Annotated in this window: 17 protein-coding genes and 1 pseudogene; 6 read left to right on the forward strand and 12 right to left on the reverse strand. The window is 69.8% G+C overall.

Annotation, left to right across the window (positions count from 1 at the left end):
- Positions 1-755: 755 nt before the first annotated feature.
- The 3 genes from AB0O21_RS38180 to AB0O21_RS38190 form a co-directional block, all read right to left on the reverse strand.
- Positions 756-1,211 carry a DNA/RNA non-specific endonuclease gene (locus AB0O21_RS38180; protein ID WP_365179836.1) on the reverse strand — a complete coding sequence of 152 codons (456 nt, stop codon included), beginning with the start codon at positions 1,209-1,211 and terminating at the stop codon, positions 756-758.
- A gap of 936 nt (positions 1,212-2,147) precedes the next feature.
- The gene (locus AB0O21_RS38185) at positions 2,148-2,639 is read right to left on the reverse strand and encodes a hypothetical protein (protein WP_365179839.1); all 492 of its coding nucleotides are present in this window, start codon (positions 2,637-2,639) and stop codon (positions 2,148-2,150) included.
- Positions 2,640-2,641: 2 nt separating this feature from the next.
- A complete protein-coding gene (locus AB0O21_RS38190; RefSeq protein WP_365179842.1) occupies positions 2,642-9,637 on the reverse strand; it encodes a polymorphic toxin-type HINT domain-containing protein in 6,996 nt (2,331 codons plus the stop codon).
- A gap of 94 nt (positions 9,638-9,731) precedes the next feature.
- On the opposite strand from AB0O21_RS38190, the gene AB0O21_RS38195 reads away from it, so the two are divergent.
- From AB0O21_RS38195 to AB0O21_RS38205, 3 genes and pseudogenes are all read left to right on the forward strand, one after another.
- Positions 9,732-9,914 (forward strand): hypothetical protein, encoded by a 183-nt coding sequence (locus AB0O21_RS38195; protein ID WP_365179845.1) that lies wholly within the window; start codon positions 9,732-9,734, stop codon positions 9,912-9,914.
- Positions 9,915-10,358: 444 nt separating this feature from the next.
- Complete coding sequence (locus tag AB0O21_RS38200; protein ID WP_365179848.1) at positions 10,359-14,630, forward strand: ricin-type beta-trefoil lectin domain protein; 4,272 nt, start codon at positions 10,359-10,361, stop codon at positions 14,628-14,630.
- A gap of 151 nt (positions 14,631-14,781) precedes the next feature.
- A pseudogene (locus AB0O21_RS38205) lies at positions 14,782-15,147 on the forward strand (hypothetical protein).
- Between the two features lie 22 nt (positions 15,148-15,169).
- Here the strand turns inward: AB0O21_RS38205 and AB0O21_RS38210 are convergent.
- On the reverse strand, positions 15,170-15,925 hold the full coding sequence (locus AB0O21_RS38210) for a helix-turn-helix domain-containing protein (RefSeq protein ID WP_365179850.1): 756 nt from the start codon (positions 15,923-15,925) through the stop codon (positions 15,170-15,172).
- Positions 15,926-16,150: 225 nt separating this feature from the next.
- Between AB0O21_RS38210 and AB0O21_RS38215 the strand changes: the two genes are divergently transcribed.
- Genes AB0O21_RS38215 through AB0O21_RS38225 form a run of 3 tightly spaced genes read left to right on the forward strand, consistent with a single transcriptional unit; the run spans position 16,151 to position 18,600 of the window.
- The gene (locus AB0O21_RS38215) at positions 16,151-16,822 is read left to right on the forward strand and encodes a DUF4097 family beta strand repeat-containing protein (RefSeq protein WP_365179853.1); all 672 of its coding nucleotides are present in this window, start codon (positions 16,151-16,153) and stop codon (positions 16,820-16,822) included.
- Positions 16,823-16,855: 33 nt separating this feature from the next.
- Positions 16,856-17,818: an ATP-binding cassette domain-containing protein gene (locus tag AB0O21_RS38220; protein ID WP_365179856.1), complete on the forward strand. Its 963-nt coding sequence runs from the start codon at positions 16,856-16,858 to the stop codon at positions 17,816-17,818.
- The gene (locus tag AB0O21_RS38225) at positions 17,815-18,600 is read left to right on the forward strand and encodes an ABC transporter permease (protein ID WP_365179858.1); all 786 of its coding nucleotides are present in this window, start codon (positions 17,815-17,817) and stop codon (positions 18,598-18,600) included. The genes AB0O21_RS38220 and AB0O21_RS38225 overlap by 4 nt, the downstream gene beginning before the upstream one ends.
- A gap of 104 nt (positions 18,601-18,704) precedes the next feature.
- Here AB0O21_RS38225 and AB0O21_RS38230 read toward each other — a convergent pair whose 3' ends face one another.
- The 8 genes from AB0O21_RS38230 to AB0O21_RS38265 all read right to left on the reverse strand — a co-directional run.
- A complete protein-coding gene (locus tag AB0O21_RS38230) occupies positions 18,705-19,946 on the reverse strand; it encodes a beta-ketoacyl-[acyl-carrier-protein] synthase family protein (protein WP_365179861.1) in 1,242 nt (413 codons plus the stop codon).
- Positions 19,943-20,689: a thioesterase domain-containing protein gene (locus tag AB0O21_RS38235; RefSeq protein ID WP_365179864.1), complete on the reverse strand. Its 747-nt coding sequence runs from the start codon at positions 20,687-20,689 to the stop codon at positions 19,943-19,945. Before AB0O21_RS38235 ends, AB0O21_RS38230 begins: the two co-directional genes overlap by 4 nt.
- Before the next feature lie 31 nt (positions 20,690-20,720).
- The gene (locus tag AB0O21_RS38240) at positions 20,721-21,542 is read right to left on the reverse strand and encodes an AfsR/SARP family transcriptional regulator (RefSeq protein ID WP_365179867.1); all 822 of its coding nucleotides are present in this window, start codon (positions 21,540-21,542) and stop codon (positions 20,721-20,723) included.
- Positions 21,543-21,822: 280 nt separating this feature from the next.
- Complete coding sequence (locus tag AB0O21_RS38245) at positions 21,823-22,617, reverse strand: 4'-phosphopantetheinyl transferase superfamily protein (RefSeq protein WP_365179870.1); 795 nt, start codon at positions 22,615-22,617, stop codon at positions 21,823-21,825.
- A gap of 172 nt (positions 22,618-22,789) precedes the next feature.
- Complete coding sequence (locus AB0O21_RS38250; RefSeq protein ID WP_365179872.1) at positions 22,790-24,484, reverse strand: beta-ketoacyl synthase N-terminal-like domain-containing protein; 1,695 nt, start codon at positions 24,482-24,484, stop codon at positions 22,790-22,792.
- 16 nt (positions 24,485-24,500) lie between these two features.
- The gene (locus tag AB0O21_RS38255) at positions 24,501-25,220 is read right to left on the reverse strand and encodes an acyl carrier protein (RefSeq protein ID WP_365179875.1); all 720 of its coding nucleotides are present in this window, start codon (positions 25,218-25,220) and stop codon (positions 24,501-24,503) included.
- Positions 25,221-25,252: 32 nt separating this feature from the next.
- A complete protein-coding gene (locus tag AB0O21_RS38260) occupies positions 25,253-25,948 on the reverse strand; it encodes a ScbR family autoregulator-binding transcription factor (RefSeq protein WP_365179878.1) in 696 nt (231 codons plus the stop codon).
- 64 nt (positions 25,949-26,012) lie between these two features.
- Positions 26,013-26,222, reverse strand: a 210-nt coding sequence (locus AB0O21_RS38265; protein WP_365179881.1) for a BTAD domain-containing putative transcriptional regulator, incomplete at its 5' end; no start/stop codon positions are given.

Consider the following 26,222-nt stretch of genomic DNA (forward strand, 5'->3'; position numbering starts at 1 on the left):
ACCGCTCGGGCCAGGGCGGCAGCAGCGGCTCGATCAGCTTCCACAGGTCGTCGTCCACGATCCACGGCCGAGTACTCACACGACCGTCAACGGCCGGATTATCACAACGGACACGCTCGACCTGCACATCTCACCAAGATCGTGTTACGAGCTCTTAGCAACGCTCACACACTTCCCCTAGGGAAGCTGTTGCGCTAAGGCGCCTCACCCCCACTCGTCTGATCACCTGGCCACCTCTCAAAGAGAGGGTCACGGTCCCTGAACTCAACAGGGAAGAATGGACAGTCAAGCGTCCCTTGAAGGAGGCCGAGGACGACTGCTGGCGACTGTTCTTCGATCACCAGAAAATCTAGTTGCCCAGCTTCGATAATTACTGTTGGCCAATTGCTTTCTGGACCCGCAGGGATCCAGAAGAGGGAATCTGCGTTATCGGTACTCCCCCACTGGATCAAATCACCTGGAGCGACACCAAGTCGACTCATTACGGACCGAATACCAGGAATGCTCTTTCCTGAAAGAATCTCCGATGACTCTCGACTGCGCGCCCCAATGGTCGGCCAAATGTCACGGCTCGAATTCTCGTAGATCCACAGGAAATCATTGAAGCAGCCAGGACCATAGAGTCCAACCATGGCTGTGTGACTTGGCGGGATGATCCGATCCGCCTCACCGGTCAGCCTTCTGGGTGATCCCGCCTGCGCCATCGGCGGTGGACACATGCGGGCCAGCGAACTTAGCGCGCTCATGGCAAGGTCCTAGAAATTTGGAATCTCCCCAGAATCGAACGACCAGCCGAAGTCATCTACGGCCTCGATTCGAACGTGCGTTGCGCGATACTTCGCTGCGCCATAGATGGGCGTCACACTCATGATGATCGTATTTCCACTGCTCCGCACGTGTGCTGCGATGACGTCCTCGGCGGTCGAGATGGCGCCATTATTCTGCGCTCCGCCCTGCACGATAATATTCCGCATATCATGCCCATCACCACCAAACTGCCTGCCGATCAGGTGCCCCCGAGAGTCACCTACACCACTCCGGAAACCATGAGGCTTCCTCGTTCCGGGCTCACTGCCAATGCGTCTGGCACTCGCATCAGCCAGAGTTTGAGGGGAAACCTCCGCGTAGGCTACACCGCGGCGCCCATCGACAATTTCTGAATAAACGGGACCGCAGTTGTGGACCAGGACCGGAGTGGCGCCCGTCAGCACATAGTACGTGTGCGTGCTGAGGTGCTGTCATCTGCGTTTTCGCAGTTCAGCGGAATTCGGCCAGTCCGTGGGTGTGCGTGGAAGTGTCGTATTGTGCGCCCCTGTTGCCGTCGGCGTTGCCGTCAGACGGCTACGCGCGTGAGGGCGGTGGAGTGGGCTTTGGCCGGTGTCCTGTTCGGGTTGGGGTCGGGCATGGTCAGGGGGCCGTACGCTGGCCGACTCGGGCAGGCTTTGATCCTGCCCGGAATTTGAACGAGTGGCCCCCTGGCCTTGCCCGACGCGGGCCCCAGCCCGAACAGGTGGGTAAAGCCCACGGAGCCGGCCGCCCCCACCCGCGAGCTGCGCACCGGCCAACGCCCTGCCGCTGCCTCGCCGTCGGCTTGGCCCTCGCCGTGCTGGAACGCCCGGGCTTCTTCGCGCTTCTGGTCATCCGCTGCGCTGTCTTTGCGCGGCCTGGTCGCTGGCCGGCCCGCGGTGGCGGAGCCGAGAGCGGGCCGGGTGGGCGGCCGTGCCGCGCGCGACCCGCGCCAGCCGGTCGCCTTGAAGACGTAAAGAAAGTTTGGACGCATCCTGCTTCGGCCATACGCCATGCCCGTCGGCTGGGCTTGCGTCCCCGGAGCCGTGGCATGGTGCCCCATCCGACCGCACCCCGACCTTCTCCCGTCGACCAGAGCCCGCACTGGACCGACGCCGGCGGGCCTCTGGGCGTACGTCCGTGTTGCCGTCAGCTACTGCCGTCAGAGCGGCCAAGAGCCCCGCCGGGAAGATATTCCGGCGGAGCTCTTTTAGCCGTTCGAGCTGACTTACTTGGCCCCGCCCAGGCATTGAGCTTCGATCACACGCACTCTAAACCCGGTGCGAGCCCTCTTCGCCCGTCGCAGGTCGCAGGTCGCAGTACCTTCTCAGCTTCCCGACGTCGTGCAGCTCTTGAATTTCTCACGCCTTCCCCTTCAATCTCCCGGAGACGGTCGAGCGGAAATGCTCAAATCGCACAGAATCCGAATCCACGAATTCCAAGATATCCAGAGCCGTCTCGCTGTCTCCCGATGCCGCCTCGTTGTAGATCAGCCAGATCCCCTCCCCCGCCGCGGAGCGACATTCCATTTCTAGGTTTGGAAGGCCTGCCTCCACTTCGGTTTCGTCAGACTCTCCCGTCACTAGATACCAAAGAATGTTCAGCAAATGGGACCTGGTGAACGGCGGCAAATCCTCGGCCAGGGCAGCGAGAATTACGGGAGTCGCATATGGTGCCACTTGGAACAACATGGCCTCTCGCTCCAAATGGCCATCGAGCGTATATCCGATGGTTTCCTCTAGGGTGCGAGCCTCGAGAAGGGCAGTGAACGAAGATGGGATATGGGCGGCCGAATTTCCACATCCACACCTAAGCGAGGCCCAGTCATGGCGCTCCAGCTCGATAATAGACACCCTCATCCTGCCCCCAGCATCCAAGATCCAGCAGGGTCATACAGAACACCCGAGACGAAATTGTCGGGTCCATAATTCCCCTGACAAACAGTGCATATTTCCTTCTCCTGTAGAATCTTCCCCAAACCGTCACCGACATCCTCGCGTCTCATGGCTCGGGTGAAGATCACATCGCTAGCTGCCCACCCAGTTGCGTTCAGGATGTTCGGTTCCGCGCAGCTTCCGTTCCCGGAACAGCTAACAGCGATATCGCCAGTCCTCCTGTGCACTGCTGCTGTGTAAGTGCGTGACTTCGCCGCCCCCGTCGCTGCCCCCGCAACCTGGTCACGAAGAGCACTGGCATCCGAGATCCTCGCCTCCATGTCCCAGTTTCCCTGAGCACGATCCACCACCAGTGTGGGCTTGAACTTTCCCTGCGGACCTCGGGTTCCAGAAGGGCAGTTGTGAACCAGGACCGGAGTGGGGCCTGCCAGCACATAGTACGTGTGGACGTCGTCCACCGTGAGGTTGTGCGTGGTGACCGCGAAGGGGTAATTGCGGGTCGCCTGGACGGTGAGGGTGGCGCCGTTCGGCTGGCGGAGTTTTTCGCCGATCTTGATCTCGCCGGCGTCGACCCACCGGTGGCGGGTCTCGCTCCACGAGGGGTGGTGGTAGGTGGAGGTGATGACCGCCGGCGGGCCGCGGGGGTTGGCGTCGTCGGTCAGGGTGAGGTCGGTGAACTCCTTGTCGTCCGGCGTGGTGATGGTGTTGGTGACCTCCTTGGGGCTGGTCTTGCCCGTCTGGGGGTCGGTCGCCATGACCTTGTCGCCGACCTGGATGTCCTCCATGGCCTTTGTGCTGCCGTCAGCCATGAGAACGCGGGTGCCGGTCGGGAAGCTGTTCAGCTGGCAGGCGGGAGCGCCGCCTTCGGAACCGCTGCCGCCACGGGATTCGGCACTGGCCGACTGGGTCTCTGTATCGGCTTCACTTCTGCTGGATTTGGATTCCGTTCCTGCGCTGTCGCCCTCCGACTTCGAGCCGGCCTTCTCCTTTGCAGCCTTCGCCGCCTTCGCTTCGGCCTCCCGGGCTTCGGCTATCGCCTTCTTGCCTCGGGTCAGAGCCTCGGCTGCCCGTGATGCGGTGCGTTCGGCTGCGTGGACCGCGTCGTAGGCTTTGTTCAGATCCTTGTAGATCTGAAATGCCTTGATGCCGTTCTTGACCGCCTTGGCGACCTTCCCCCACGGGACAGTGCCCAAGGCCGTGTTGATGCAGGCCATCACGTCGCCCTTGGTGAAACAGTCGCGGGCGTCGTTGTAACCGATCAGGTCCCCGATGAGATTAACGATCTTGTTCTTGAGCTCACTGGTCCGCTGCTTGGCCTTGGTGACCTCGTTGTTGGCGTTGCTCACTTCGTTGGCGAGAGAGCCCTCGTCCGGAAGCGGAAGCGGAGGCGCCGACGTGCCCGACCTGGCAGAGTTGCCTACCCTCTTGTTGTGGCAGTCATCGGCGTCCTCGCACCCCAGTAGGCCACTTGGGTCCGAGGCGTTGATGGGGCTGTTGTTGGAGTACGCGTAGGCGTTCCACTGCTGAGGATCGCCCGCGTCGATGATCGGGTCCGGGCTGATGAACCGGCCGGTCGTCGGGTCGTACTCGCGGGCGCCCAGCAAGGTGAAGCCCGTGGACTTCTCCTTCGTGCCGCCGACGAAGCCCTTGTCGCCCGCCCAGGCGCCCGGCGCCGGCGCGGTGCCGCGTTCGTTGCCGAACGGGTCCGAGTGGCGGCGGACGTGGGACAGGTCGGTCGCGGCGAACTGGACGCCGCCCGTCCCGTGGTGGTCCGATCCCTGGTAGGTCAGGGTGGAGGTGCCGCCCGTCGTGGTGCGGGTGACGGACAGGCCACCCGAGACACCGTAGGTGCGGACGTTGGAGACCTTGCTGCTGGCCGTGTCCAGGGTGATCTGGTCGCTGCCCAGGTTCAACGTGGTGCTGCCCGGGTCGCGGCGGATCAGCTGATTGCCGCCGGTGCCGTAGAGGTAGCTCGTGCCCGCGCTCTCGCCTGTGCCGGTGATCTTGTCGAGCTTGCCCTGAGCATTCCAGGTCAGGGTCTTGGTGCCTGGGGTGCTGGTGATCGACGCGGTGTTGCCGGTCGCGTCGTACGTGTACGAGGTGACCTTCGTACCGGCTGCCGTGCTGGTCTCCGTGGAGGTCATCAGCGCGTGCGGACCGCCCGTGCCGCCGCCCGTCTTCGGGTCGGTGGAGGGGGTGTTCGGGCCGGTGCCGAACGTCTGGGTGACCGTCGCGTCCTTCGCCGCGTCACCCGTCGTGTCCTTGCGGACCAACTTCGTACGGTTGCCCAGCTTGTCGTACTCGTACTGCTGCCAGTACGGCGCCGGACCCCCCACGCTCGGCTTCCCGGTGCCGTCCACCGCCGGGCCGCCCGCGTTGGAGCAGCCGCCGATGCCGCGGACCGACGGCTGCGGAGCCGTGGTCTGGGTACCGGTGTCCGTCCAGGCCTGGGTGAGCCGGCCGAGGTAGTCGTGGGTGAAGCACTGCAGGTCGCGGGTGGTGCCGTCCTGCGTGTTGCCGATCGAGGTCAGCTGGCCGACCTGGTTGTAGGTGTAGTCGATCACGTCGACGCTCGCCTGCGCGGACGTCTGCTTGTCCAGGAACGAGCGGATCGGTGCTCCGGTCGCCAGGTCGTAGTCGGTGGTCGACACGACCTGCTTGCCGGTCCTGCCGACCGTGCTGCGGATCGCTCGGCCGTAGGCGTCGTAGCGGGTGTCCACCAGGTACGGCGACAGTGTCGAGCCGATGAGGCCGTCCAACGCCGTGATGTTTCCGACGATGTTGCTCTTGAATGTGAGCGTCTCGGCCCCGAGACCGGCCGCGGGGATGGCCGGCAGCTTGGTCTTCCACAGGATGCCGAGCTCGGTGTAGGTGTTGGCGGTCTCGTAGACGCCGGCCAGCTTGCCTTCCGACGCCGGAATGGTGGTCCGGCTGCCGAGAGGGCGATAGCCGCCGTCGTAACCCGTGACCTCCGAGACGTACGCCTGGCCCGAGGCACCGCCGACGTACCGCGTGGAGCTGCTGGGCTTGCCCAGCGCCTTCGTGTCGTAGGTGAAACCGGCGACCTGCTTGGCCGGATCGACGGCCGCGCCCTCGTACGTGGCGATGGTCCGTCCGAGGAGGTCCGAAACCGTCGTGGCGGTCTTGCCGCGAGCGTCGGTGACTGTGACCTGGTTCTTGGCGTCGTCGTAGACCGTGGTGCCGGTCCCCGCGTCGGGGTCCGTGGTCTGGACCGTGCGCCCGAGGAGGTCGTACGAGAAAGTCCACTGGTTGCCGGCGGGGTCCTTCCGCCACAGTTCCTTGCCCTGGGCGTTGTAGCCGTACGTCGTCTCGTCGTAGGCGCCCGTGGGGGTGTTGCCCTTGTACTGGCGCAGCGCCACGCGCTGGCCGAGGCCGTCGGTGATGGACGCCGAGGCGAAACCGCCGTTCGGCGGAATGGAGCGGACCTCGTCCGCGCCCGGGTACTCCGTCTTCGAGCGCCACTGCTCCACGCCGTACGACTGGAAGACGGAGGCGGTCGGGCGGCCCAGGCCGTCGAAGATCTGATACGTCTGCGAAGGGATCTTGCCGTCGGGCATGACCCCGCCGTTCGGCAGGAACAGTGAAGCTGACGGCAGCGCCTCGTCGTTGTAGTACGCCGAGCTCGTCTTGACCTGTCGGCCGTGCGAGTCGAACAGCGCGTCGGTGATCAGACGGCCGTCCACGCCCGAGGCGGTATTGGCCTGGGTCTGACGCACGCGTCCGATGCCGTCGTAGATGGTGTAGCTGGAGGTGTAGGTCTGGCCGTCCGGCATCAGCGCCCGGCTCAGCACGGTCGACGGCGCGTTGGTGCCGTTCATCCCGTACGAGAAGGTGCGGACCGGCTTGAAGCCCTTGGTGCGCTCCTGACCCGGCTGCCAGACACTGACGATGCGGCCGAAGGCGTCGTACTCGCGCTCCGCGACGTGGTTGTTCTCGTCTGTGCTCCGCACCGGCAACGAGCGGCCGGTGTCGAGGGTGTTGACGGACTTCCACCCCAGCGGGTTGGTGTGCGTGACCTCGGACGGCAGGGCGCCTGCGGCCGGCTTGTACTCGGTGGTGGTGACCGCGCCGCCCGGGTGGGCCGCGTCCTTGCGGGTGTGGTTCGTGGTGCTCGTGACGCGGCCGTACGCGTCGTACGTCGACGTGGAGTTCAGGCGGTAGTACGGCGTACCGAAGCCGTCGTAGCGCTCCAGGACCTCCGTGCCGGTCTGGTCGGCTGTGGAGCCTGCCTGGCCGAGGGGCAGATTGTCGAAGTAGTTACGGGTGTCGCCCACCGTGTTGGTGCGATTCGGGGTCTGTCCGCAGGTGCCCGAGAGGATCAGGGTGCGCGAGACCAGGGGCGTGGGTGCACCGCCGGGGGCGGCGGCGTACTCGAACGTGGTGCACAGACGCTGGTCGGGGCGCGAGGTGTCGGCCCAGTCGTCGACCTTGAGCGGGCGGGTCGCGAGGGTGTCGTCGTACGTGGAAGTGCGCTCGCTGGTTCGCCAGGTGCCGTTCGCCAGCTTGGCGCGGCTGGTCACCTTGGCCGTGTTCATGGCGCGGGCGGTAATGGGCGGCATACCGCCGGACTGGGCGCGGGTCGCGGTGACGGCGCCCAGCCAGGGCGTGGATACCTCGTCGGCGACGACGTTTCCGCCGTCACCGTCGTAGGTCTGGGTCTGGCGGACGAAGCCCGACAGAACGTCCTCGTCCTTGATGGTGCCGCCCTGCGCGTCGCTGACGTCCACGGTGCGCTTGCCGCCGTTGGCGAGGACGTCGCCGTCCATGCCGCGCAGGAACGTCGCGACCGACTTGGTACGCGGGCCGTCGCTGCCGGAGCCCGTGCGGGTGGTGACCGTGGCGAAGCCGCGGAACTGGTCCCAGGTGCGCGTCTTGGGGTCGGTGAACTCGGAGTCGTTGCGGTGCCAGGCGATGCCGCCGCCGTACTCGTACTCCGTGACCGTGGAGACCTGACCGGCCACCAGGTCCTGGTGGGTGATGGACTGGACGACGACCTTGTGGAACCAGTCGTTGACCGGGTCTGGATAGGACTGGCCGGGGAGGTACCACTTCACCGGCATGCAGGCCATCGTGTTGCCGTCCTCGGAGGACGGCATGCGGTTCTGCAGGCGCGAGCACTCGGGCGCCTTGTAGACGACGTTGATCCGGCCGCCGGTCTCAGTGGTGATCGCCTGGATGCGCGGCCGATGGTACGGCGGCGCGGAGGCCTCGGTGCCGTCCGGACGCTTGACCACGCCGTCGACGCGGTTGGGGATCTGAAGTGGCTGGAAGGAGACGGCGGGGAGGGTCAGCGGGTTCTTGCCGTTGGAACCGGTGCGCTGGACGGAGTCCAGCCACAGCGTCGGGGAGGTGCCGTCGCCCGGGTCCTGGAAGGACTGGTTCAGGGCGTAGGAGTCGACCGTGCGGTACGCCGTACCGTCCAGGACGTCGGTGTCGATCTTGGTGACGCGCTTGGTGGTGAAGTACGTCGGCGAAAGGTTCAGGCACTGGCCGGTGGCGGCGCACTCCTGGTCGACGGGGGTGTCGGGCCACGACTTGGCGTTCGCCTTGGTGCGCTGGGACGGGTCACAGGTGATGCTGCCCGAGGCGAAGCAGCGCTCGGCCGTCCGCAGCCACACCTGGGCCGCGGGCTGGGCCGCGCCCTTGGCGGCGAGTTGGTCGGGCAGGCGCTGGCCGTAGCCGATCCAGGTCGGGTAGGAGCCGCGCTGGTAGGCGGTGAGGGTGCCGTTGCCGTTGTTCTGGCCGCCGCCGCGACCATAGAAGTTGCCTTCCTGTTCGTAGCGGTACTGGATCAGGTTCTGGTGCGGGTCCACGACGAAGTCGAGGTTCCACTGCCAGCCCATCTGGACCCAGGAGCCGTTGGCGGGGGTGTCGGCGCCGAGGCACTTGTCCTGTCCACTGTTGAAGTACACCGGGACGGTGGAAACGGACTTGGCCTCGGGGTCGGTGCCGTCGCCACCGGGCAGGCGGTTGGCGCCGAAGTAGTACTGGGTGCCGTCGGTCGTGGTGACCTTGAAGCCCTCGCCCTTCCAGGCGGCGTTGCGCTGCCCGGTGAGCCGCTCGATCTTCGTACCGTCCTCGCCCTGGAGGCGGTAGACGCAGCTGTTGTCGTCGCGGACGATCTGGCCGGCGTGGCCGGCCAGGTTCAGGGACAGGATGTCCCCAGCCCAGCACTCGTCACCGGAGTCCTTGATACCTGCGTCCTTGCAGGACTTGTACGTACGGGAGATCGATCCCGGGTGCCAGTCCCAGCCCTCGCCGAAGAGGCCGGCTTGGGCGTTGGTGGAAGCCGTCCGGCCGTCAATGGAGGAGGAGTCGTAGCCGAGGCCGAGGCTCGGGGCCGGGCCGGCGATGGTGGAGGGCAGCTCGACGGTGTAGCCGTAGGTGAAGTTGGCGGCATTCGAACCAGCCTGCCAGGAGGCGGAGGGCAGCAGCGGGGTGGCGGTGAAGTCGCCGCTGGCGCCGGAGGGGCCGGGCTCGGCGGCAAGCGCTACGGACTGCGTCGCAAGGACCTGCGGGGCTGCGGCGGAGGCCGCTTTCCCATCGCCTACCGGAGACTTCAGCAGGTGTGCTGCCGGGGTCTTGGGTACGTCGACCTCGGCGACCAGGCGGCCGGAGCCGTCGCGGTGGGTCTCCACCGGGGTCCGCTGGGTGCAGCCCTGGGCGCCGGGGGTGGTCAGCGCACACGACGGAAGCTGGACGAGGCGGGCCCGGTCAGCCCAGTTGGCACCGGCCGACTTGGCCCAGGCGGAGACGTCGAGGCCGACCTGGACCTTGCCTGCGGGGGTGACGCCGGAGGCCGCGCCGGTGTCGGTGAGGGCGACGAGCGCGCCGTTGACGCCCGCGGCACGGGTCTGGGCGTCGTTCTTGACCTCGACGCGGAGGGTGGAGCTGTCGCCAGGCCCGGAACCGAGAGCAGTTTGCGCCAGCGACACTGATTCATTTGCGCCACCTCGGGGTGCGACCCATACGGGCAATTCACCCGCACGCACCGAAGCGAGACTGGTCACCGACCGTGCAGAACCCGAGGTGGCCGAAAGCCTCACGACTGACTCGCCGGACGGTTTGGCCGAATCCTTAGGCACCGACCATTTCCGGCCGGTCTGCGCCTTACTCCCGGCGGGCTTCGCGTTCGAGCCCTTCACCGGCTTGGTGTCGGGCAGCGGCGTGTTCGGCGGCACCCACACCTTTGGCGGCTTATCGGCCGCTTGAACTGCGGGGAGACCCGCTCCAGAAAGGAGAATCGCGAGCACGGCCGCGACCGCGACCCGCGCCTGCCTGCGTTTCCAACGCACGGCGAACCCACCCCGACGAGACAACTGAATCCCCCCACAGGAAACAGAAAAACGCAACAGAGGGCCACGGAGAGCCCAGATCGAACGCACCTTAGAGAACGCGCATTCGACACGTCTGGAGATTCAAAGAAACCGCACCATGTGATCAATATCACATGGAGGTAAGCCCGGTATGCACCCGCCTAGCGGAGATTCGCATCTAACAAACTGTTGACAAATTTGCAGACTGGAAGGAACGGTGCGGCTGATCTCTGTCCGCAGACCACTCACAGCGAGGACCTCTGTCTTGAGGCCGAAACTTCCTTCACGCGCACCCTGGCCACCCGGCGTTCGCCGCAGACGCACCGCGACGGGCGCGCTCGTGCTTCCCGTCGCCGCGGTCCTCTCGCTCGGCGTCGGCCTGCTCTCCGCCCCGCCGGTCCACGCCGCAGCCGACGCCGGTCACGCACCGGCCGACCCCAACTGGCCCGCACCGACGCCGAAGCCGGCTCCCACCGAGGCCGAGAAGGCGCTGAATGCCACCCGGGCCGAGGCCAAGGCCACAGGGAAGCAGATCGCCGTCGGCCATCTGACCACCGAGAACTCCCAGACCTTCGCCAACCCCGACGGCACGCTCACCACCGACACCGCGCCAGTGCCGCAGCGTGTCAAGGACGCGTCGGGCAACTGGCGTGGAATCGACGCCACGCTCCGCGTCCAGGCCGACGGCTCGATCGCCCCCACCGCGGTGCCGTCGAAGCTCAGTTTCTCCGGCGGTGGCACCGGCCCGATGGCCACCATGATCACCGCGGACGGAAAGAAGCTCGCGCTCAAGGCCCCGTTCGCGCTCCCCAAGCCGATCCTCAACGGCGACAGCGCCCTCTACCCCGGCGTGCTGCCGAACGTGGACCTCGAACTGAGCGCGACCACCCTCGGCGGCTGGCGACAGGTCCTCATCGTCCGTACGCCCGAGGCGGCGGCGAACCCAGCGGTCAAGAAGCTTCAGATCGGCGTCGAGACGGACGGTCTCTCAGTGTCGGCGGACAGCGCCGGCAACCTCAAGGCGGCCGACGCCCAGGGTCGTACGCGCTTCTCGGCGCCGAGCCCGATCATGTGGGACTCGGGCACCGGCGGTACCCCACAGGGCATGTCGAAGACGGCCGTGGCAGACACCCTGGCGGCCGCTCCGACCGAGAACGAGCCGGCCACGGCGTCCACCGCGGACGGACCGGGCTCCGGAGCCACCGTTGCAAAGATCGCCACCTCGGTCGACGCGAAGGGCATCCAGCTCGTCCCGGATGCGGCACTGCTGAGCCAAGGCTCCGGCCCGTGGTTCATCGACCCGGGCTGGAACCCGTCGATCGACAACACCACCCAGGCCTGGTCCCAAGTGCAGGAGGCTTACAGGTCCACCAACGAGTACAACGGCACCACCGACGGCCAGGACAGGCCGGCGACCGGCTACTGCGGCTACGACGTGGGCAACCCACCCTGCACCGGAATCGGCCGCACCCGTGCCTACTTCCAGGTCGGGATCAACTCCACGATCCACGGTGCCGAGGTCCTAGAGGCCCGTTTGTACGCCACGGTCGTCTCCTCCTCCAGCCCGTCGACCAACACACCGATGGGCCTGTACCACACCCCCCCGATCAGCAACCCGACCAGTTGGGACCACCAACCCTGCGGTGAGGCGTCCCGCATGGCCGGCTGCACGAAGATCGGCGGCATCTGGATGTCCGGCTCGGGAGAGATCTCCTTCGACGTCGTCAGCCAGATGAAGGCGGCAGCGCGGGACAAGTGGGCCAACTTCACCTTCGGCCTCGCGCCGGACGACGAGTACAACAAGTACTTCCGCCAGCGCTTCAGCAACACCCCGCACATCGTGGTCAAGTACGACATCCGGCCCACCATCTGGTGGCCGCGCACCAGCCCGACCCCCGGCTTCGCCGACACAGGTGTATTCGGCCACTGCGCCACGCCCGGCACCGCCAACCCCTGGGACAACCCCGGCTGGATCGGCGCGCACACCGCCATCGCCCTGACGGCCTCGACCTGGTCCCCCACCAAGCAGCAGTTGCAGACCACATTCCAGATCTGGGACGAAGACCGCGAACAGCGCACGTTCTACCCCCAGACCCCCTGGAACGGCGACTACGGTGATGCCACCGTCAACCTCGACCAGCAGGCTGACCTCATCCACGACGGTCACGCGTACGGCTGGAAGGCCCGCACCACCGACGACACCCTGATCAGCACGGATACGGACCTTTGCTACTTCCGGGTGGACCGCACCCCGCCGACGGCCACCGTCGCCTCCACCGACTTCCCGGCATCCGGTTCCATCGACGCCCACCCCAAGAAGGCGGGTGAAGAAGGAACGTTCACCCTCTCGGGCACCGACCTGGCCCCGCTCGGCGGCGGCCGCTTCTCCGGTCTCGCCTGCGGGCGATGGACCACCGACCCGGTCAAGGCCTCGAACACCAGCTGGAAGTGCACCGACACCAGCCCGGGCATCGTCAGGCTGACGAACGGCAAGGCCGATATCAAGCTCACCCCGCCGCGCTGGGGCACCAACTTCGTCTACTTCCAGACCCAGGACGTCGCGGGCAACCTCTCCCAGCCGGTCGCCTACAGCTACTACGCGCCCTCGAACCCCAACGCCCCCGCGCCGATCTTCGGAGACGTGGACGGTGACCGGAAGGCGGACGTTCTCCTGCCGGACGGCGCAGGCAACCTGCGCCAGTTCAACGGCGGGGCAGACCCATACGCGGCACCCAACGCCCGAATCCGACCCGCTCCCGGCGGCAATGGGTGGAACAACATCCAGATCACCCACCGCGGCAGCCTGGGGTTCAAGAACGTCGACGACCTCATCGCCCACGAACCGCGCAACCCGGATCTGCACCTGTACACCAACGACGGTGACGGTGGCCGCTTCGACGGACAGGCCCCGAGCAAGGTGGTCAAGCCCGTCGGGTGCGCCACTGCCACGCAGCAGACCATCGACTGCGGGATCCACGGATACGGAACCGACTGGTCTGCCATCTCGCAGATCGTCGCGTTCGGATCAACCACAGGTGACCAGGCGGACGGTGACGGGAACCTGCCCCGCACCTCCCTGGTGTTCGTCGAGAACGGACGGCTGTGGCTCAGCCCCGCCGGCAGCGCAGACGAGCTCAACTCCCCGGCCATCCTCCTGTCCGCCAACGACCAACGCTGGGACGCCTACGACCTGATCACCCCCGGCCGCGCCCAGGGCACCGGTTTCCCCACCCTTTGGGCCCGTTCCAAGGCCGACGGATCGCTGCACGCCTTCTCCGTCAAGGGCACCCCCGAGGCACCCGACCTCACCGGTTTCACCGACCCGACGGCTGGCGTGATCAGCGGCAAGGTCGACCCCAAGGCCTACCCCCGCGTCGGCTCCGACGGCGACCTCACCGGTGACGGCGTTCCCGACTTGTGGGCCGTGGGCACCGACCAGCAGCTCGTCTCCTTCACGGGCATCGGCACGGCGGCCCCGTACCCGGCAGCAACAGGGATCGACCCGACCGTCGTCCCCCTCGGTGACCTCAACACGCCCCGCTTCCATTGGCTGCTGACCGGCCAGACCGGGACCACCACCCCGAGCAAGGTCGGCGCCAACCCCGCCACCGCCACTGGCATCACCTGGCCCACCGGGGCCGTCGCCGGACGCACCACCCCCTACGCGTCCTTCAGCGGCGCCGGCTCGACTCTGACGGCCGGGACCGGGGCCGACAAGACCATCGACACCCGCAAGAGCTTCACCATCTCCGCCCTCGCCAAGGTCGACGGCGACGGCGGCCTGGTCCTGAGCCAGGACGGCACGACCAGCAGCGCGTTCACGCTCTACGCCGATACCGACGGACTGTGGAAATTCGCGTTGGCCAGGGGCGACAGCAACGGCTGGGAGTACGACTGGACCTACCACGGCGGCAACTCCGCCGCCCGTGTCCAGAAGGGCGAATGGACCCGACTGACCGCCGTCTACAACGCCGACACCGGTCAGATGAACCTCTACGCCAACGGGGCCCTGGCCGCCAGCGGACACCACCAGGCCTCGAGCAGCCCTGCTCCGGTCGGACCACTCGTACTCGGCCGGTACAAGGTCAACGGCCAGCCCGACGCCTTCGGCGGCTTCACCGGCGGTGTCAGCAACCTCGCCGTGTACCCGTACGCAGCCGCCCCCGTTGCCCCGGGCGCCACCGGTCCCATCACGCTGACGGCCGAGGGCGGCAAGTGCATCGACAACGACCAGTCCGGCACCGCTGACGGCAACAAGATCCAGCTCTGGGACTGCAACGGGAGCAGTGCTCAGACGTTGGAAGTACGCGGCGACGGCTCGATCAGGGTGCAGGGCAAGTGCCTGGACGCCATGAACGCCGGGACGGTCGACGGGACGCTCATCCATCTCGTCACGTGCAAGGGCAACCCCGCCCAGCAGTTCCACCCCCGGGCCGACGGCAGCATCTACAACCCCGTCTCGGGCCGCTGCCTCGACCTGAACGGAGCCCGGACCGACTCCGGAACCCAGCTCTGGCTCTGGGGCTGCAACGGCAGCAACACACAGCGGTGGACCGTGGCGGCCCTGACCACGGCCCCGCTGCCGGTGCCTGACCCGCGACCGGCTGCGTGACCGACCGTTTTGCCGACAGTGAAGTGGCCGTCTCCCCATCGATGGGGGGACGGCCACTTCCGCGCAACCGGCACGACACCCCGTGTAGCCACCGGTGCGGCATGGCGCGTCTGCGGTGTAGGGACGGACGGGACGCGGAATGATCGGGTTCATGGTCACGCCTTCCCCCAACAGTCCTGCCGCTGTGGCGGCCGAGGTGCTGAGCGCCCGGTACGCGGGCAGGCTCCCCGCCTCCCTGGACGAGCTGGTGGGGCCCGGGCACGGGCGGGTCGAGTTGCCGCTGCACGTCGCCTGATCAGGGCTGCGCACCTACGACCTGGACCGGCCGCGCCTGCGCATGGGCATGTACCGCACGGTCCTGGCCGAAGGGCAGCACGACGACCTGGTCCGACTGCTCAACCGTGACCTCCTGCTCGCCCAGTGGCCCGTCCTGCGCAAGCTGGTCAGCCGGCACGTCCGGACGGTCTGGGAGGACGCCTTCCCCGAACTGGCCCCGGCCGGTTCCGCGGCGGCGTGAAGCCCACCCTCGACCGCGCCCCCTAGCCCCGGCCCGGCTTCGCCTCGCCTGCGCCGCCCGCGGTCGGTTCCGGCATCGTGTGCAGGATCTCGCGGGCCTGTTCCGCGGCGCGGGCGATGCTCTCGCCGACGAAGTCGAGAAAGCGGGCGATGTTCTCGAGGCGGATGGCGGCCGGGGTGTCGGGGCCGAGGACGCCGACGCCCTGCCGTGCCGTGTCGGCGAGTTGGGCGGTGCCCTGGGCGCTGGCCAGCATCGACTGGTACCAGACGTCGTTGTCGGCGACGTAGCGCTCGCGGCGGCGTTCGTCGCGTTCCCGGCGGACGAGGCCCTGGGTTTCGAGGAACGAGATCGCCTTGGAGATGGACGCGGGGCTGACCTGGAGCCGCTGGACAAGTTCGGCAGCGGTGAGGCTGCCCGCGTCGCTGGTGTAGAGGCAGGTCAGCACCCTGGCCATCATCTTGGGCGTGCCCGTCGCTATCAGGACGGTGGTGAACGTCTCCTCGTACTCGCGCACGGCCTCCGCGTCCCGCCCGTGGGCCTGCGCGGGCGCCTCCGACCCCCGGGGCGCGGATTGCCGGCGCCGGTGGGCGCGGCGCTCGGTGGCGCGGTGGGCCAGGTCCGCGCGGTAGGCGGTGGGGCCGCCGTTGCGCATCACCTCGCGCGTGACGGTCGAGGTGGGGCGTTCGAGCCGTCTGGCGATCTCCGCGTAGGCGAGGCCGTCGGCCAGTCCCAGCGCGATCTGCTGGCGTTCCTGCTGGGTGAGTCTGCCTCCCGGCATCGCGGTCTCCTTCGTGGTCCTCGGATGTCCCGAGCATAGCGTTCATCTTCATTCATTGCAACAGTTGAGCGACGCGTCATTGCGTTGAATTCCAAGCCATTGCAATGAAATCAATGATCTGACCTGGGATTATGTGATTACTGCGCAACGACACTGTTGCTCGATCCTTGAACGCAACGTAGCTTTTCCCTCATCGGAAACAGCGCCTCCAAGGAGATGAACACCATGCAGAACTTCAACACCCCCGCCCCGATCGCCGCCGTCCTCGACATCCCGGCCGGACAGATCCGGTTCATCGCCGCCGACCGGGCCGACACCACCGTCGAGGTCCGTCCCGCGAACGCCTCGAAGGGCGCCGACGTGAAGGCGGCGGAGCGGATCAGCGTCGCGTTCGCCGACGGTGTCCTGCGGATCGAGGCCCCCGAGGCGCAGAACCGGGTCCTCGGCAACTCCGGTTCCGTCGAGGTGACCGTGCAGCTGCCCGCCGGTTCCCGGGTCGAGGCGAAGGCGGCCCTGGCCGAGTTCCGCGGGGTCGGCCGGCTCGGTGACGTCTCCTTCGAGGGCGCGCAGGCCACGGTCGAGCTCGAGGAGACCGCGGGCGTCCGCCTGGCCCTCCAGGCCGGTGACGTCACGGTCGGCCGGCTCGGCGGCCCGGCCGGGATCAGCACCCAGAAGGGCGACATCCGCATCGCCGAAGCCGTCCGCGGCACCGTCGAACTGCGCACCGAGGCCGGTGACATCACCGTCGGCGCGGCCCCCGGGGTCTCCGCCTCCCTCGACGCCGGCACCGGCTACGGCCGCATCAGCAACTCCCTCAGCAACACCGACGGCGCCGACGCCGACGTGAACATCCGGGCGACCACCGCCTACGGCGACATCACCGCCCGCAGCAACTGACCGCCCGTCCAGAATCCGAAGGAGCTTCCCCTCATGTCCAACCTGGCCATCTCGGCGAACGGGCTGCGCAAGTCCTACGGTGACAAGGTCGTGCTCGACGGCGTCGACCTGGCCGTCCCGGAAGGAACGATCTTCTCCCTGCTCGGTCCGAACGGCGCCGGCAAGACCACCGCCGTGAAGATCCTCTCCACGCTCATCTCCGCCGACGCCGGTACCGGCGGCATCCACATCGGCGGCCATGACCTGGCCGCCGACCCCCAGGCGGTGCGTGCGGCCATCGGGGTCACCGGTCAGTTCTCCGCGGTCGACGGGCTGATCACCGGCGAGGAGAACATGCTCCTCATGGCCGACCTGCACCACCTCTCCAAGCGCGAGGGGCGTCGGGTCGCCGCCGAACTGCTCGAGCGCTTCGACCTCGTGGAGGCGGCGAAGAAGCCCGCCTCCACCTACTCCGGCGGCATGAAGCGCCGCCTCGACATCGCCATGACCCTGGTCGGCGACCCGCGGATCATCTTCCTCGACGAACCCACCACCGGCCTCGACCCGCGCTCCCGCCACAACATGTGGCAGATCATCCGCGAGCTCGTCACCGGCGGCGTCACCGTCTTCCTCACCACCCAGTACCTGGAAGAGGCCGACGAACTCGCCGACCGCATCGCCGTACTGAACGACGGGAAGATCGCCGCCCAGGGCACCGCAGAGGAGCTGAAGCGGCTCATCCCCGGCGGACACGTACGGCTGCGGTTCGCAGACCCGGCCGCGTACCAGAGCGCAGCACTCGCGCTGCGTGAGGCCACCCGCGACGACGAGACGCTGGCGCTCCAGATCCCCAGCGACGGCAGCCAGCGCGACCTGCGCACCGTCCTCGACCGGCTCGACACCGCCGGCGTCGAAGCCGACGAGCTCACCGTGCACACCCCCGACCTCGACGACGTGTTCTTCGCCCTGACCGGCGACAACCGCGTGCCCAACCCCGCCAAGGAGACCGTCCGATGAGCTCCCTCTCCCTCGCCGTCCGCGACTCGTCCACCATGCTGCGGCGCAACCTCCTGCACGCCCGGCGCTACCCCTCGCTGACGCTGAACCTGCTGCTCACGCCGATCATGCTGCTGCTCCTCTTCGTCTACATCTTCGGCAACACGATGAGCGCGGGCATCGGCGGCGGCGGCCGGGCCGCGTACATCGCCTATCTCGTCCCGGGGCTGCTGCTGATGACCATCGGCAGCACCACGATCGGCACCGCGGTGTCCGTCTCCAACGACATGACCGAGGGCATCATCGCCCGCTTCCGCACGATGGCCATCCACCGCCCCTCGGTACTCATCGGGCACGTCGTCGGCAGCGTCCTGCAGTCGATCGCGAGCGTGGTCCTGGTGGGGGCGGTCGGGGTCGCCATCGGCTTCCGGTCCACCGACGCCACCGTCCTGGAGTGGCTGGCCGCCTTCGGGCTGCTCGTTCTCTTCGCCCTGGCCTTCACCTGGATCGCGGTCGGCATGGGCCTGATCAGCCCGAACGCCGAGGCCGCCAGCAACAACGCCCTGCCGATGATCCTGCTGCCGCTCCTGTCCAGCGCGTTCGTCCCGATCGACTCCATGCCGGGCTGGTTCCAGCCGATCGCCGAGTACCAGCCGTTCACCCCCGCCATCGAGACGCTGCGCGGACTGCTCCTCGGCACCGAGATCGGCCACAACGGCTGGCTGGCGGTCGCCTGGTGCGTCGGTCTCACGGTGCTCGGCTACTTCTGGTCGACGTCGAAGTTCAACAGCGACCCGAAGTAACCGCCGTGACCACGCGGGACACTCCCCTCACCCCGCACCGCAACCCGTACCGCCCGAGGGCGGCGTACTCCGGCACCGCGCCGGTGAACGCCGCCCCGTCGGCGTTACCGGACCCGCGTCACCAGCAGCGCGCTGTGCGTGCCGGCGAAGCCGCTGCCCACCGTGAGGGCCGTCGAGACGCGCTGCTCGCGGGCGGTGACCGGGGTGTAGTCGAGGTCGCAGACCGGGTCGGGGTCGTACAGGTTCGCCGTCGGCGGGACCACGCCGTGCTCGACGGCCAGCAGGCAGGCGGCCACGGCGAGGGCGCCGAGGGCGCCCAGCGAGTAGCCGATCATCGAGGCGACCGCGCTGACCGGCACCTCGTGCGCGCGGGTGCCCAGGGCGCGCTTGAGGGCGGCCGTCTCGTGGACGTCGCCGCTGCGGGTCCCCGAACCGTGCGCGGCCACGTGGTCTACGGCCCCGGGGTCCAGGCGGGCCTCGTCCAGCGCGGCCCGGACGGCCTCGGCGAGGTCGGCTCCGCCGGCGCGCAGCGCGGTCATGTGGAAGGCGCTGCTGCGGGAGCCGAAGCCGGCGATCTCGCCGTACACGTGGGCGCCGCGGCGCCGCGCGTGTTCGAGCTCCTCCACGACGAGGAGGGCCGCGCCCTCGCCCAGGACGAACCCGTCGCGGGTGCGGTCGAACGGCCGGGCGGCGCCCGCCGGGTCGTCGTTGCGGTGGTGCGAGGCGATGCGGACGGCGTCGAAGGAGGCCAGTGCCAGGGGCGAGATCGGCGCCTCGCTCGCCCCGGCGAGCATCACGTCGGCGGTGCCGTCGCGGATGAGGTCGACGGCGTGCCCGATGGCGTCCAGGCCCGAGGTGCAGCCGCTGGACAGCAGGGACACCGGGCCCTGCGCGCCGGCGGCCCGGGCCACTTCGGCCGCCATCGAGGAGGGCACGAAGTAGTCGTACAGCCGCTCCGCCGGCCGTTCACCGTCGGCCGCAGCGGTGGCGAACTCGCGGTCGAGGGAGCTCGCGCAGCCGAGCGCGCTGCCCAGTGACACCCCGCGGCGCAGCGGATCCGCCCCCGCCGTCAGCCCCGCCAGCCCGCTGTCGGCCAGCGCCTCCCGCGCCCCCGCCACCGCGAACTGCGCCACGCGGTCGAGCCGGAGCGCCTCGGTCAGGCTGAGCCCGCGGGCCAGCTCGTCGAACTCGGCCTCCGCGGCGACCTGCGAGCGGAACCCGGAGGGGTCGAAGCGGGTCAGTGCCCCCGTGGCGGTGCGCCCGGAGGTGAGCAGGTCCCAGTAGCCCCGTACGCCCGTCCCGCCCGGGGCCACGACGCCCAGGCCGGTGACGACGGCCCGCCTCACCGCCCCCTCACCACGGCAGCCGCGGGCGCCGCCACCCGCTCCACGACCCGTGCGGCCCGCCCGATCAGGCGGGGCAGGACCCGGTCGCGTACGAAGAAGTGCCCGCCCGGCACGGTGCGGTGGACGAAGCGGCCCGTGGTCCAGCGGGCCCAGCCCGCCACGACCCCGGGGGTGACCAGCGGGTCCTCGCGCCCCGCCACCGCGAGGAGCGGCACCGGGAGCGGGCCCGCGGCCCCCGCGGCCGCGCGCAGTGCTCCGGCGAGCCTGAGGTCGTCGCGCAGGACGGGGAAGACCATGCGGTGCCAGATGTCGCCGGGTGCCGTGCCGGCCGGCACCGCGTCGAAGGTGTCGAGCAGCCGCAGCAGTGCGGCGTCGGGCAGGTCGGCGCAGGCGGCGAGCGCGGCGGGCCCGTCGGGCGGGGGCACGGCGCCGATGGCGAGCAGCGCGGGCAACGGCAGCCCGCGCTCGTGCAGGTGCAGGGTGAGGGCGTGGGCGACCAGGCCGCCGAGGCTGTGTCCGTACAGCACGTACGGTTCGCGCGAGCGCGCGAGCGTGTCGACCAGCGGGGCGAGGTCCTCCAGCAGCCCGGCCCGGTCGGTCACCCGCGCCGTGCCCCGGCGGGCGTCCCGCCCGGGCAGCAGCCACGCGTCGGGCTCGACGCCCGGTCCGATCAGCTTCGGCCAGAGGTGGAAGGCCGAGACCCCGGCCCCCGCGTGCGCGAAGCACCACACCCGTACGCCCATCCGCGTGCCCTCCCCGTGCCGGTCGGGCCGCTCAGGCCGCGTACAGATTGAAGGTCGAGCCTCCGCGCGGTCCGGCGACCACGTCAAGCGCCGGATCGACCGCGAGCATCGCGTGGTGCAGCCGCTGGAGCTGGGGCGAGGGCTCCACGCCGAGTTCCTCGATGAGCCGGGCCCGCATCCTGCGGTAGATGTCGAGGGCGGTGGCCTGCCGGCCCGAGCGGTAGAAGGCCACCATCGCCTGCGAGTGCAGTCCCTCGTGCTGCGGGTGGCGGGCGATCAGCTCCTTGAGCTCGGCGAGGAGTTCGGTGTGCCGGCCGAGGCGCAGGTCGGCGTCGATGCGCCGCTCGACGGTGACGATCCGGCTCTCCTCCAGGCGCATGACCTCGATCTCCAGGATCGGCCCGACCCGTACGTCGACCAGGGCGTTGCCCTGCCACAGCGCGAGGGCCCGCCTCAGTAACGTGGCCGCGGTGTCGTCCTCGCCCTGCTCGAAGGCGTTCTGGCCGCGCGTCACGAGCTGCTCGTACTCGTGGACGTCGACGGAGTCCGGGGGTATCTGCAGGAGGTAGCCGCCGTGACGGGTGGCGAGCACCTCTTTGGCATTGCCCGGGGCTCCCGGTCCCATGGCGGTGCCGAGGCGCCGGCGCAGCTGGAGTATGTAGGTCTGGAGGGTGGTGAGGGCGCTGTGCGGCAGCTGGGTCCCCCAGATCTCTTCCATGAGCGTCGGTACGGGCATGACCCGGCCGGGGTAGAGCGCGAGCAGTGCCAGGATCTGGCGCGGCTTTCGGGCGGTCGGAACGATCGAGCCCCCGTTGACCTCGGCACTCAAGGGACCCAGAACCTGAATCTGCATGGTCTCCTCCGTCACTTTCGTCGAGTTCCCCTCGATTTCCAGCCTTGACCCGTGCACGGTAGCGGGACTCCGCGAATAACCTCCGGAAGCTTGAGCCGCCGTCGAGCGGGCTTCCAATTCCCTTGCCGTTGAGGGCAGTTGATGCTGGCAGAGGCCGTATACGGAGGGCCCGGAGCCGAATTCCCCATTGCCATGTTCCGTTCGACCGGCACTTGAATTCCCCTGGAACGAGGGGCTGTTTCAGGTCACGCTCTTCAGGTCAGATCTTCAGGTCACGTCCTCAGGTCATGCGCAGGACGCGGGGTGCGGCGCGGGCCCAGGGGAATCCCTGCCGCAGGTGCACGGCGGGCGGGCCGTCCTCCGGTGGTCCGATGCGGACGGCGACCGCGGCGAGCATCTCCGGCACCGGCTCGAACTCCAGGAAGCACCAGCGGTCCTGCCCGCCCCCGCCACCCCCGCCGCCCTCCCCGTCCACGGTGAAGGCGAGCGTGCCGTGCTCGTCGGCCCGGGTGAAGGTGAAGGTGTGGGCGTACGGGGCGCGGTCCGGCCCGCCGCCGGGTGCGCAGGCCTTCGCGTACGCCTGCCTGAGCGTCCACAGCCGCAGCGCGCGGCGGGTGCGGGAACGCCCCGCGGGGACGGCGCCGATCCACTCCCGCTCCGCCCGCGGGAAGCCCTCGACGATGTTCTCCAGGGCCGCCCCGCTCCGGCCGAGGTGTTCCAGGTCCACGCCGATGCGGTGGCCGCGGGCCACGCCGACGAGGGTGTGGCCGTGCGTGCGGGCCAGGTTGAAGTCCAGCGCGGCGCCCCCGCGCGGCAGTCCTCCCGGCGGCGGCTGGAGGTGGGGCCGGCCGTGCGGGGAGCGCCGTAGGACGGCCTCCGCCTCGGGGATCCCGGTCTCCAGGGCCAGGACCCGGCGGAGCAGGGTGTGCGCCACGAGGTACTGGCGCCGGTCCCGTTCGAAGAGGAAGTGGGAGGCGGTCTCCCGCTCCTGCTCGTCGAGCCAGTGGGCGGCGAGGGTCGCGGAGACCGCCGGCGCGAGGTCCGCGTCGGGGCAGAACCAGAGGCTGACGCTCACCGGCCAAGCGCTCTCGGGGAAGTGGGGTGCGTTTCCGCGTCGCCCGGTGCGGTGCATCGCAAGGCGGAGCAGTGCCCTTGTACTGGACGTACTCGGGTGCTGCGACAACGCGGCGAGGTGCCGTGCCGGGTGGCGCGGGGACGTGCCGCACTTCCCCGAGAGCGCTTGGCTCTCACCGCGCCGGCAGCCACAGGTCGGTGCGCAGCAGGGCGGACGGCGGGATCGGGACCGATACGGCGCTGGCGCCGGGTGCCGCCTCCAGTGCGGCCCAGTCCACGTCCACCCCGGCCAGCCACAGGTCGCGCAGCTGCCCGAGCCGGCCGCCGCGCCACAGGGCGGCGAGGTAGCCGGCGGTCTCGGGCGCCCGGCCCAGCGCCAGCGGGTCCCGGCGCCCGCCGCGCAGGTCCGCGCACGGCGCTTCCGCCTCCTCCAGGATCCGTACGAGCTCCTCCACGCCGTGCACGACGAAGGCGAGCCGGCAGTCCATGGCCGCGCGCCCGGTGCGCAGGCCGCGGGCCACCGCCGCCAGGCCGGGCACCTCGTAGCCCGCCCGCAGCCACTCCCCCAGCCGCTGCGCCGTCGCCCGCACGTGGGCCGGGGTCGGGCCGGAGACCAGTACGAGTTCGCCGCGCCCGGCGCCGCGGTCGCCGGCCTGCGGCGCCCGGTGCTCCGCGTACTCCTCCAGCACCACCTGGGCGTCCACCCCGCCGGCGCCGCGCAGGCCCGCGACCGCGCGGCGGGGCGCCGAGGGGTCGGCCGGGTCGGGGCGGCTCCACGGTTCGGCGACCTCGCGGCCCGGGGCGGGGACCAGGACGGCGTGCCGCAGTTGGAGGACGGCCCGGGTGAGCAGCGCCAGTCCGGTGGCCGGGCCGCTGTCGCCGACCGAGGGCCGCGCGCACGGCGCCGTTTCCCGCAGGGCCGGCTCCTCCTCGCGGACTCCGGCCCGCGCCAGGGCCGCCGCGAGCGCCACCCCGTCGCGCGCGTGGGCCGCCGCGCTGCCGCGGACCACGGCGTGCACGGTGTCGCCGTCGGCGAGGGCCCGGTCGAGGGGTTTCAGCAGCAGCGCCCCCACGGCCTCGCCCGCCGGGCCCGCGCCGCCGCCCGCGGCCGGCCGTCGGCTCCAGGGGTGCAGCAGCAGGTGGACGCCCCCGACGAGGGCGGCCGCGCACTCCCCGCGTTCCAGGGCCGCGAGCGCGAGGTGCACGGCCGTCGGAACCGAGGCCTCGGCGGTGTCCACGCACTGGCTGGGCCCGGTCAGGCCGAGCACCCGGGACACCCCGTTGGCGATGTCCCACTGGCCGCCGCGCGAGGCTGTGCCCGCTTCGGCGGCGAGCAGCGGCCAGTCGCCCGCTCCCGCGCCGACGAACACCCCCACGTGGCGCGGGGTTCCGTCCGGTGCGCGCAGTGCGTCGAGCCGGCTGCCGGTGCACCCGCCGTCCTCGAAGGCCTCCCAGGCCGTCTCCAGCAGCAGGCGTTCCCGGGGGTCGGTCAGCGCGGCCTCCTGCGGGTCGAGCCCGAAGAACTCCGCGTCGAACTCCCCCACCCGCTCCAGGTAGTGGCCCGGTTCCGTGCCGGGCCGGCCGGGCGGGGGCGCGGCAGCGGTGTCCCGGCCGCCGCACACCAGGTGCCAGTACGCCGCCAGGTCGGGGGCCCCCGGATAGCGTCCGGCCATCCCCACGACGGCCACCGGGGCCGCCCGCCCGGCCGGCTCGCGCGCCGCGGGGGCGCGGGGCGCGGGCGCGGTGGCCGTCGGGTCGGCGGCGTTAACGGCGTTAACGCCGTTAACGGCCGGCGCCAGCAGGGCGACCGCCTGGCGCCGGTCCAGGGTCCCGTCCTTGAACCGGGTCAGGATCTCCCGCTCGTCCATCGCGCCCCGTCTCCCGTCAGACCTGGGCCCGGCGGGGCAGCAGGACGAGGGCCTCGGCCACGCTGAGCCGCCCGTCGTGCAGGGCGTCCAGCAGCAGTTCGAGTTCGCGTACGGCCGGGGGCGCGGTCCGGGCCCCGGTCCGCTGGGCCACGTACGCGGCGAGCGCGTCCAGGGTCGGGTACTCGTGCAGCACCACGGCCCGCTCGTTCAGGCCGAAGACGCGGTTGACGACGGCGACGAACTCGGCCCCGAGGAGCGAGTCCACCCCGAGTCGCGGGAACGCGGTGTCCGCGTCCACGTCCCAGCTGTCGCAGCACAGGATCGCGGTGAGCTGCTCGCGCAGCACATCGACGATCTCCACACCCGGAACGGCGGGAACGACGGGAACGACGGGAACGTCAGGAACATCGGGGTCGGCCTCAACAACCGGAGCGGCCGGAGCGGCCGGACCAGTGGGAACGGCCGGCCCGCCGGCCCCCGCCGCCCGCACCACCTCCCGCGCGAACGCCGCCGGCGTGGGGTGGTCGTAGAGGTCGCTCGCGCACAGGCCGGTTCCGTGACGGGCGTTGACCACGGCCACGAACTCCGCGATCAGCAGCGAGTCGAGGCCGAGGAACTGGAAGGTCTGCTCGGGGTCGATCTTCTGCGGGTCGACCCGCAGTACGTCGCCGAGCACCCCGATGACGTCGGGCAGCACCTCGGCGGCGCGGGGCGGAGCGGAACGGTCGTTGGTCATCGGTGACTCCTCCAAACCGGCGCCGATGCGGGTCAGCCGGCGCTGCCCGAGAATCCGTGCGCGTACGCGGTCGCGGGCACCGCCGTACGGAAGCCGCCCGCAGTGCCCTCGGGTACGAGGCCGGGCAGCAGCAGCGTCCACAGCGCGACCACCCTGCGCTGGAGTTCCGCGCCGGGCATGCCGGTGCCGGCCATCACCTCGATCCCGCACACGGCCGCGGCGACGAGCGATTCGGCGCTCTCCCAGGAGCACCCCTCGCGCAGTTCGCCCGCGTCGCGGGCCTGACGCAGCAGGTCGCAGGCCGCCGTGGCCCAGACGAGGTGGAAGTCGGTGACGCCGGGCCGGGTGCCCGCGCACTCCTTGGTGATCCGGAAACTGGCGGGCACCGCCGGCTCGTCGAGCAGGGCGCGCGCCAGCCAGTGCGTGGCGTCGACCAGGGCCTGCAGGGGGGACGGCCCGGACGCGCGCAGGGCGCGCAGGGACTCGTCCAGCAGCGCGCAGCCCCGCTGCTGGACGGCCTCGGCGAGTTCGTCCTTGGAGGCGAAGTGGAAGTACAGGGCTCCCTTGGTCACCCCCGCCGATGCGGCGATCCCCCCGAGCGTCGCGTTCGCGTAGCCGTTGCGGTGGAACCAGTCGGCCCCGGCGTGGACGAGCTTGCGGCGGGTCCGCTCCGACCGCTCCTGCACGGCGGTGCCGCCCCGGCCCGTGGTCCGGCTCCGCGGGTGCACAGCGCTCAGGCCCCCGCTCCGACCCTCGCTCCGGCCCTCGGTCGTCCTCGCGCGCGCGGCCATGTCAGCCCACGCGTACCAGACGTCCGCCGCCCGCCTCCGGCACCTCGGACAGGCCGTCGGGGCTCGCCATGAGGATGGAGCGCTGGAGGCGGCGGAGCGAGGTGGAGGGTTCGAGGCCCAGTTCCCGTACGAGGGTCGCGCGCAGCCGCTGGTAGACGTCGAGGGCCTCACCCCGCCGGCCCGACCGGTGCAGGGCGAGCATGAACTGCCC

It is taken from the genome of Streptomyces sp. NPDC091371, from assembly GCF_040684275.1.
Lineage (GTDB): Bacteria > Actinomycetota > Actinomycetes > Streptomycetales > Streptomycetaceae > Streptomyces.

Excerpts from the sequence above, each read along its gene's own strand:
- AB0O21_RS38210 (WP_365179850.1), bottom strand. The coding sequence starts at position 15,925 with ATGCCGGGAGGCAGACTCACCCAGCAGGAACGCCAGCAGATCGCGCTG.
- AB0O21_RS38215 (WP_365179853.1), top strand. The coding sequence starts at position 16,151 with ATGCAGAACTTCAACACCCCCGCCCCGATCGCCGCCGTCCTCGACATC.
- AB0O21_RS38220 (WP_365179856.1), top strand. The coding sequence starts at position 16,856 with ATGTCCAACCTGGCCATCTCGGCGAACGGGCTGCGCAAGTCCTACGGT.
- AB0O21_RS38225 (WP_365179858.1), top strand. The coding sequence starts at position 17,815 with ATGAGCTCCCTCTCCCTCGCCGTCCGCGACTCGTCCACCATGCTGCGG.
- AB0O21_RS38235 (WP_365179864.1), bottom strand. The coding sequence starts at position 20,689 with ATGGGCGTACGGGTGTGGTGCTTCGCGCACGCGGGGGCCGGGGTCTCG.
- AB0O21_RS38240 (WP_365179867.1), bottom strand. The coding sequence starts at position 21,542 with ATGCAGATTCAGGTTCTGGGTCCCTTGAGTGCCGAGGTCAACGGGGGC.
- AB0O21_RS38250 (WP_365179872.1), bottom strand. The coding sequence starts at position 24,484 with ATGGACGAGCGGGAGATCCTGACCCGGTTCAAGGACGGGACCCTGGAC.
- AB0O21_RS38255 (WP_365179875.1), bottom strand. The coding sequence starts at position 25,220 with ATGACCAACGACCGTTCCGCTCCGCCCCGCGCCGCCGAGGTGCTGCCC.